Annotated in this window: 4 protein-coding genes; 3 read left to right on the top strand and 1 reads right to left on the bottom strand. The window is 41.7% G+C overall.

The window, feature by feature from the left end; translation table 11 throughout:
* The first annotated feature begins 21 nt into the window (after positions 1–21).
* Together E2I05_RS06500 and E2I05_RS06495 are read left to right on the top strand one after the other, a co-directional pair.
* On the top strand, positions 22–5,649 hold the full coding sequence (locus E2I05_RS06500) for a hotdog fold thioesterase (protein ID WP_121852329.1): 5,628 nt from the start codon (positions 22–24) through the stop codon (positions 5,647–5,649).
* Positions 5,650–5,652: 3 nt separating this feature from the next.
* The gene (locus E2I05_RS06495) at positions 5,653–7,275 is read left to right on the top strand and encodes a PfaD family polyunsaturated fatty acid/polyketide biosynthesis protein (RefSeq protein ID WP_121852324.1); all 1,623 of its coding nucleotides are present in this window, start codon (positions 5,653–5,655) and stop codon (positions 7,273–7,275) included.
* A 48-nt stretch (positions 7,276–7,323) separates the two neighbouring features.
* Here the strand turns inward: E2I05_RS06495 and E2I05_RS06490 are convergent, their stop codons facing one another.
* Positions 7,324–8,841 (bottom strand): hypothetical protein, encoded by a 1,518-nt coding sequence (locus tag E2I05_RS06490; RefSeq protein WP_121852325.1) that lies wholly within the window; start codon positions 8,839–8,841, stop codon positions 7,324–7,326.
* Between the two features lie 167 nt (positions 8,842–9,008).
* Here E2I05_RS06490 and E2I05_RS06485 point away from each other — a divergent pair, with 167 nt between their 5' ends.
* Positions 9,009–9,467 (top strand): hypothetical protein, encoded by a 459-nt coding sequence (locus E2I05_RS06485; RefSeq protein ID WP_121852326.1) that lies wholly within the window; start codon positions 9,009–9,011, stop codon positions 9,465–9,467.
* Positions 9,468–9,728: the final 261 nt, after the last annotated feature.

The following is a 9,728-nucleotide window of genomic DNA, read 5'->3' as shown; positions in this document are numbered from 1 at the left end:
CAAAACAATAAAAAACAACCAATGAATAAAATCGCCATTGTTGGCTTAGCTGCCCGTTACCCAAATGCCAAAGACGCAAATGAATTTTGGCAAAACTTGCTTGATAAACACGATTCTCGTAGCGAGTTAACCGCTAAAAAGCTCGGTGCCAATCCAAGCGATTATCGAGGTCAACAGGGTGAATCAGACCGCTTTTATTGTACTAAAGGCGGCTATATTGATGGGTTTGAATTTGAAGCCTCAAATTATCAACTCAGCACCGAACAATTAAATCAATTAGACGACAGTTTTTTATGGGGATTGGATTGCAGTAAAAAAGCACTTATTGATGCCAATATCAATTTGAACGATCAAACGCTATTAAGCCGATGCGGTGTAGTTATGGGAAACCTCTCCTTCCCTACAGCAAAATCAAATGAACAAATTTTACCGATTTATCACAAAGCCGTGGAAAAAGGCTTACAGCAAAAATTGCAGAAATCAGACTTTAGGATTGCGGATTTCCAAACGGGTAAGCACGGAGAGCAACAAGCTACCTTTTCTCGAACCACAAATAGCAATTCGAATTTATTTGCCTCACACTCTGCTTCAAAAGTAGTTCAGCAAGCATTAGGTTTAGGCGGTTGTCAGCTCAGTATCGATGCGGCTTGCGCCAGTTCAGTGTATGCCGTCAAACTGGCCTGCGATTACTTAAACACAGGTAAAGCTGACATTATGTTAGCCGGAGCAATATCAGGCGCTGATCCTTTTTTCATTAATATGGGTTTTTCGATTTTTCATGCCTACCCTGAAAATAATCAATCCGCACCGTTTGACAGCAAGACTCAAGGACTCTTTGCGGGTGAAGGCGCAGGTGTTTTGGCTCTTAAGCGTTTAGCCGATGCCGAGCGTGACGGCGATAATATTTATGCCGTGATAAGCGGTACAGGCTTATCCAACGATGGTAAAGGGCAATTTGTATTAAGCCCTAACAGCAAAGGCCAAGTTCAAGCTTTCGAGCGCGCCTATGAATCGGCTCAAATATCACCTAACGATATTGAAGTTATCGAATGTCACGCCACAGGTACCCCACTAGGCGACAAAGTTGAGCTGACCTCAATGGAGCAGTTTTTTACCGATAAACTCCGTGACAGCCAAGCGCCACTCATCGGCTCTGCTAAATCGAACCTTGGTCACCTACTAACAGCGGCGGGTATGCCCGGAATCATGAAAATGATTTTTGCCATGCAATCAGGAAAATTACCCGCCAGCATTAATTTATCTGAGCCAATCAATTCACCAAACGGTTTGTTTAATGGTGAAAATATTCCCACTGAAACGAAGCAATGGCCTGATAAAAAGCAAAATGACCGACGTCAAGCTGGGGTTTCCGTTTTTGGTTTTGGTGGTTGTAATGCACACCTTCTTTTAGAATCTTATCTCCCTACCAACACAATACAATCTGAGTTTAGCCAAACTCAACCAGAAACTTTATCCATCGCGGGTATTGCGGCGCACTTTGGTCCTCTATCCAGCATTAACGCTTTACACAATGCCGTAAAACTCAAGCAACCCGCTTTTGTTTCTGTACCACCAAATCGTTGGAAAGGTCTGCAACATCATCATGAACTGCTTAATGAATTTGGTTTAAGCCAAGCACCACAAGGCGCGTACATCGAAAATTTCGACTTTGATTTTTTACGATTTAAAGTGCCACCAAACGAAGACGATAGACTCATCGCTCAACAGTTATTGCTGATAAAAGTCGCAGATGAAGCCATTCGTGACGCCAAGCTTACATCGGGCAGTAAAGTTGCTGTTTTAGTTGCAATGGAAACCGAGCCTGAATTACACCTATTCCGAGGTCGAGTAAACCTACACACTCAGCTTTCTGAAAGCTTTAAACAACAAGGCATCACACTAAGTGACGAGGAATATCAACAGTTAGAAGCCATCACAATGGACAGCGTCCTTGATGCTGCGAAGCTCAATCAGTACACCAGTTTTATTGGCAATATCATGGCGTCACGTATTGCTTCGCTGTGGGATTTTAACGGCCCTGCTTTTACAATTTCAGCAGCTGAACATTCAGTGGCACGTTGTATTGATGTCGCTGAAAATTTAATGAGCCAAGAGTCTCTTGATGCCGTTGTCATCGCCGCCGTTGATTTAAGTGGCAGTGCAGAGCAAGTGCTGACCCATAATCAAATCCGTCCTGTAAACATAAGTTCGACTGAAAATTGTTGGAATGTGGGTGAAGGCGCTGGCGCGTTTGTCCTGACTAAACCAAACTCTAATTCAACAAGCTATGGTGATATTCTGGCTCCGCGGTTCAGCCAAGGTACTCAAACTGATTTACTAACCGTAAATCACGTTGATCCTGAAAATATTGCTTTTACCGAAGTTAATAACAACATTTCAGAGAGCGAAAATAGCCCAGCCGCGCATATTAGTGCTCAACATTTAATTGGTCATTGCTTTTCGGCATCAGGCATGGCGTCGATATTAAACTGCTTGCTGAATTTACCTAATTGGCACAAGAAGCTTGCCAAAGTCTCGACCTACTCCGAACAAGTGTGCTCGGAGTTATTGATCCGTCAATCTGTCAGTCAACAAGACCATTTACTGACACGATTAAGCCAAGAATTAACTTGGTCCGATCAAAAACATCTGATAAAAACCGTCACCCTTGGCGGTCGAGATATAGTTAAACATATCACTGATGCTGACATTTCTGCTCTAGATTCAATTCGCACAAAAGTATCAACCTCGAACAGAACACTAAAGGAAACATCCACACAAAAAGCGATATCTAGTGTCGATAACAAAACCAACAACATGAAAACTCAACCGTCAACTAAGCCTGAAACATCAACAGCCAATGTGGATCACTCTGCTACCAGTCAAACTGACTGGCAAGCCTTGGCCGCTAATCAACAGTTCGCTAGAAAGGCTCATTCAGCTTATTTAAAAACCAGACATCAAGGTTTACAAATCGCTGATGCACTTCTACAACAAACAGCTCGTTTACCCCAAGCTGTGACACATGCTCCTCGCCCACAACAAAATGTAACAGCACCAAATCACGCACAAGTGCCAGCTTATACTCCTCCAATCCCTGCGTCTAAGCCATGCATTTGGGATTACCATGACTTAGTCGAATACGCTGAAGGTGATATCGCCAATGTGTTTGGTCAAGAATACGCTGTCATTGACAACTATCCTCGTCGAGTACGCCTACCAACCAGTGATTACTTATTGGTTTCTCGAGTGACGAAGTTGAATGCTGCAGTTCATCAATATAAACCCAGCACCATGACAACCGAATATGATATTCCTGTGGATGCGCCTTATCTAGTGAATGGTCAAATTCCTTGGGCGGTTGCGGTTGAGTCGGGGCAATGTGACTTAATGTTGATAAGCTATCTCGGTATAGACTTTGAAAATCAAGGTGACCGTGTCTATCGACTATTAGATTGCACACTAACTTTCTTAGGCGATTTACCTCGTGGAGGCAACACCTTACGTTACGATATTTCAATCAATCATTTTGCGCGCAATGGTGACACATTACTGTTTTTCTTCTCTTATGAATGTTTTGTCAATGATAAAATGATCCTGAAAATGGATGGCGGCTGTGCGGGTTTCTTTACCGATCAAGAATTGGCCGATGGTAAAGGGGTGATTCGCAGCGAGGATGAAATAAAGGCCAGACAGTTAGCGATAACCTCTCCTAATAAAGCAAAATTTAATCCTTTGCTGCATTGCGCTCAAACTCAGTTTAACTATCAGCAAATTCATCATTTACTCAATGGTGATATTGGCGCTTGCTTCGGTGGTCAGCATCAAACCGAAACATCTCAGCAAAAAGGCTTAAGCTTTGCTTCTGAGAAGTTTTTGATGATCGAGCAAATTAATCAACTCGATACACAAGGTGGAGCTTGGGGACTCGGTTTTGTTGAAGGCGAGAAACAAATCGCTCCAAATCACTGGTATTTCCCTTGTCACTTTAAAGACGACCCTGTGATGGCGGGATCACTCATGGCGGAAGGATGTGGTCAGTTATTGCAACTCTTCATGTTGCACATAGGCATGCACACTAATGTCAAACAAGGTCGTTTCCAACCCCTAAAAGATGCGTCCCAAAAAGTGCGTTGTCGTGGGCAAGTACTTCCACAACATGGCACATTAACTTATCGGATGGAAGTGACAGAAATAAGCATGAAACCCCGCCCATTCGCCAAAGCCAACATTGATATATTGCTCAATGGAAAAGTGGTCGTCGATTTCCAAAACCTTGGTGTGATGATCAAAGAAGAAGTCGAATGCGCACGTTATTCGGCAAAAATGCCAGCGCAAAATAAGCAATTAAGCAACATAGTGTATCCATTCGGTTATAACCCGAATGCGCCATTAATGGCACAAAAGCCTGACTTAAACGCACCAAAGAATAAAGGCGTTATTCCACTGCAGCATGTTGAAGCGCCTATTTGTGTTGATTACCCAAATAGACAACCAGACTCATTGCCGTTTACGCCCTATCACTTGTTTGAATTTGCCACCGGTGATATTGAGAAATGCTTTGGTTCAGAATTTAATATTTACCGAGAATTAACACCACCTCGTACACCTTGCGGCGACTTGCAATTAACTACACGAGTGATCGATATTCAAGGACAACGTGGAGATTTAAAGCAAGCTTCATCTTGTATCGCTGAGTACGAAGTACCGACTGATGCATGGTATTTTGCTAAAAATAACCATCACAGCGTGATGCCTTATTCAGTGTTAATGGAAATTTCACTGCAACCGAATGGTTTTGTATCTGCCTATATGGGCACCACATTAAAGTTCCCTAAAGATGAGTTGTTTTTCCGAAATCTGGACGGCTCAGGAACTTTATTGCGTGAAGTCGACTTACGAGGCAAAACCATAGTCAATGACTCAAAGTTACTGTCTACTGTTGTTGCTGGTAGTAATATTATTCAAAACTTCACTTTTGAGTTGAGTACAGATGGCGAAGTTTTTTACCGCGGTACGGCCGTGTTTGGTTACTTTAAAGAACAAGCATTAACCCATCAACTAGGCCTAGATAACGGCCAAGTTAAACAAGCTTGGCACATCGAAAATGGCATTAAAGCAGATTGCCAAATAAACCTGCTCGATAAAACGGTTCGCAGCTTCAATCCACCAGCCAACAAGCCGCATTATAGGCTGGCTGGCGGTCAGCTTAATTTTATTGATAAAGTAGACATTGTAAGCAATGGCGGCAAAGCAAAACTAGGTTACCTTTACGCTGAACGCACCGTCGACCCAAGTGATTGGTTCTTTCAATTTCATTTTCATCAAGATCCCGTTATGCCGGGCTCTTTAGGTGTGGAAGCAATTATCGAGTTGATGCAAACCTTTGCAATCGAAAAAGATCTTGGGGCAGGCTATTCCAACCCTAGATTCGGGCAGATACTATCGAATATCAAGTGGAAGTATCGCGGCCAAATTACGCCACATAATAAGCAAATGTCATTGGATGTACACATCACTGAGATACGAACCGAAGATAAACAAGTTGTCGTCGTCGGTGATGCCAGCTTAAGCAAAGATGGTTTACGAATTTATGAACTCAGTGATATCGCAATTTGCATCACAGAGGCTGAGACGAAGGAAATATAATAAATGAGCATTCAATTAGATACTAACAACAAACTCAGCCCATGGCCGTGGCAAGTGCGTAAGACCAATTTGAGTTTTGAAACGAGCTCACTAAAAAAAGCACTGAAAGATCTCAACCAACCCTGTTACTTAGTGAATCGAGCGAGTAAAGGTCTTGGGATCAGTCAACAAGCTCAAGTAGTCAGTGATAACCATAAAACCAAAGATGATGAGTTCCCTGTCAGTGCCTACGCTCCAGCATTAGGGACAGAGAGTTTGGGAGACAATAACTTTCGCCGTGTTCATGGTGTTAAATATGCCTATTATGCTGGTGCGATGGCTAATGGTATTTCGTCTGAAGAACTTGTTATTGCACTTGGTAAAGCTGGTATCTTATGTTCTTTTGGCGCTGCAGGCTTGATCCCAAGCCGTGTCGAATCAGCCATTCAACGTATTCAAGCTGAATTGCCGAATGGCCCTTATGCATTTAACTTAATTCACAGTCCAAGTGAACCAGCACTTGAGCGTGGCAGTGTTGAATTATTTTTAAAACATAAAGTTCGTACTGTTGAAGCATCAGCATTTTTAAAGCTCACACCACAAATTGTGTATTATCGTGCCGCTGGTTTAAGCCGTGATGCGAACAAGAACATTCAAATTAATAATAGAGTTATTGCCAAGGTCAGCCGCACTGAAGTAGCAAAACACTTTATGGCTCCCGCACCCGAAAAAATGCTCACTAAGCTTGTCGACCAAGGTTTGATCAGCCAAGAACAAATGAAAATGGCATTACAAGTCCCAATGGCTGATGACATTACCGCAGAAGCTGATTCCGGTGGCCACACAGACAATCGCCCATTAGTAACACTCTTACCGACTTTATTGGCGTTAAAAGATAAAATGCAAGCTCAATACCAGTACCCTGTACCACTTCGTGTTGGCGCTGGAGGTGGCATTGGCACACCTGACGCTGCACTCGCAGCATTCACTATGGGCGCGGCTTACATTGTTACAGGTTCCATTAATCAAACTTGCATTGAAGCTGGTGCAAGCGAGCATACTCGCAAGCTGCTTTCGACTACTGAAATGGCTGATGTGACCATGGCTCCCGCCGCAGACATGTTTGAAATGGGCGTAAAATTACAAGTGGTGAAACGTGGCACCTTATTTCCAATGCGCGCGAATAAACTTTACGAGATATATACTCGATATGACTCTATTGAAGCGATTCCCGCAGACGAAAAACGCAAGCTTGAACAGCAAGTTTTCAGAGCGCCATTAGAAGAAATTTGGGCTGGGACTGTTACCCATTTTAACGAACGTGATCCAAAACAAATCGAGCGTGCTTTAGATAACCCTAAGCGAAAAATGGCACTAATTTTTAGATGGTATTTAGGTTTGTCGAGCCGTTGGTCAAACACCGGTGAATCAGGCCGCGAAATGGATTATCAAATATGGGCAGGCCCTGCTTTAGGCGCGTTTAATGCGTGGGCAAAAGGCAGTTATTTAGATGATTACAAATCACGAAACGCGGCTGATTTAGCGAAACATTTAATGGTTGGCGCCGCCTACCAAGCAAGGATTAATTTGTTGCAGTCTCAAGGCGCTCATATTCCTGTCGAGCTGCAACGCTGGCAGGTAGAATAATCTTGCGGCTTTTATGAAAATTGGGAGGCATTTTGTCTCCTTTTTTATTCAGTTCCCCTCTCCCCAAAAATTGTCCCAGCCTTGCCATTCACCACTCTTAGAAAAATAATCTTTAACCCTACAAACAATTCTATAACCTTCAAAAGCTTGGGGTCGATAACTACAATCTTCTACAAACGCTTCCCAACCAATTTGATTTTTGACTAGACAATTTCTTGCAACGATTTTATGTTTCTCATAATCCAAAACGGGTAATCTATCAAGCTCTGGATCTTTCGTTGCCGATAAACTTTTAATTCTTGCTTGATTTACATCATAGCCTTCTAGGCGTGCTGAGGCTGCAAACTCACTCCAACTGGAGCAACGATCTGAAAAATATATGTTTGGTTTTGAAGGCAACCGGCTCTCTTGAGGTCTTGTTTTGTTTGCTTCCCGCACGTATTCTAACCAACCTTTAGATGTTTTGAGTTGTTTTTCTCTGAATAGATCAATGCATTCTTCAAAGGTAACAGTACTTTCAAACTTATTAGGCTTTGTACCGAAGAATTTATAACATCCTTCCCATTCTTTCTTCCAATACATATCCGGTACTTTAGGTATTTGCACAGCAGGGTGCTTTGTAAGATAAGCCTTAAGCTTTGGTAAGCTCTTTATATCTTTAGCTTGAACATACTCCTTCGCTTCTTGGTATGTCATGACTACATTTAATGGAATCCCTTTACCTCGGATTACTTTCTTTTTTGGATTTTTAGGAGTGATAAGTGTTTTCTCTGTTTCGTTACTAAAAGTTGAGTCAGTAACTTTTTTGGCGCCACTTTCTGCTTCTAATCGAGTTGCTATTGTGTTTTCCCTTTTATTAGGTTTTGCTTTCTTAACCCCAAGGTCACTGTCAAATAGGAAATCATTTAATTTTGCGGGTCTTTCTCTCTTGCGCGGCGTTGCTCTTCTCAGTCCCTTTGAAGGTTGAGGCTCTGTATCATTTTCGTTGGCATGTGTTTCAGGAACTGGACTATCAGCGGTATAATTACTAGACAACTGAAAGGGAGTAGTTTCTTTTATTTCTTTATTATCACAACTTGGTGATCCCTCACTGACGGACGCACAATCCCCATCTTCACTAGCGCTTAACCAGTCACTTAGACTTTCAGAAACAGATTGATATTCTTGAATATCATAAACATTTAGTAAATGTGTTTCATTAACTGGAATGTCACCTGTATGATTATTAGATAATTGAAAGGGAGTAGTTTCTTTTATTTCTTTATTATCACAACTTGGTGATCCCCCACTGACGGACGCACAGCCCCCTTCTTCACGAGCGTTTAACCAGTCATTTAGACTTTCAGAAACAGATTTATGTTCTTGAATATCATAAACATTTAGTAAACTAGACCGAGATGAAACTGGTTGTGAAAACTCTATGGCATCAACAAAGGGAAGCTCAAGGCGTGATGCATGGTTTTCATTAGTGATTTCTCGACTGCTATTATTTGGCTGTTCTAACTGCTGACCACTCAATTTATCATCAAAACTTTCATTAAAAGTGCTAAAGCTGCAAGGTATCATTTAAAACCTTTTAAATATATTGAGATTAAAAGAAGTGAATAACTGAAAACAAACTTAACTTTTTTAAGCTTTTAAACAAGTTAATTATGCTTTATAAATCCATTCATAGAACCAGTGATGCTATAATCAATTCCCGTTTTACCTTTAAAGAAGTAAGGAACACTTTCTTGAAAAATAACATCATCCTCATATCTGCATTACTTTTTGCATCAACATCTTCAGCAAATGATAAAGTTTCTTTCGGCGCTGGTCTTGGGAGTTTATATGCTGGTATTGGAATCAACATCACCAAACAATCTAATACCGAAATGAAACACCTTTCTGTCGGTTGTGTCAGTTATTCCAATGTATACGGAGAAACATGTGGTGTTGGAGTGGGCTGGATAAAAAGTGACATTTTCGAGTCACAAACTGTAAACCATGGGCTCGGCTTATATGTAGGTATCGTTGGTACTAAAACCAATTACGGTGATCGCAAAGCACTTTACGGTGCAGGCATTGGCTACCATTACTTTTTTAACGGTATTGGTGAATCAGGCACTAATTTAGGCGTAACCATTACTGGAGGCGACGGACAAGATGGAATAGAGTCTGGAGCATTGCTTCAAATTGGCTACCAATTTTAATATTAGGGTCTGTTGATCTTTCAGGATTAAATTTTGTGCTATTTGAGCATTTATCTGTTCAAGGCGTGAGCAGTGATGCTTAGCCATCTAAGTGAGCTGGTCACAACACAGAACAGTGAATGCTCAAAAGCATCGAAAAAAGAGAGAGCGTAAATTGGTCGCTCTTTCTAAATAAAAGGTGCTGCGTTATCGTTTTCTTATTTGGAAACGAAGTAACGACAGTTTTGTATGTCGATAATAACCAAACTTCACAAACTCTGT

The organism is Parashewanella spongiae (assembly GCF_004358345.1).
Taxonomy (GTDB): Bacteria; Pseudomonadota; Gammaproteobacteria; order Enterobacterales; family Shewanellaceae; genus Parashewanella; species Parashewanella spongiae.
Note: the sequence above shows the minus strand (reverse complement) of the source record. Positions and strands in the feature narration are given on the sequence as shown.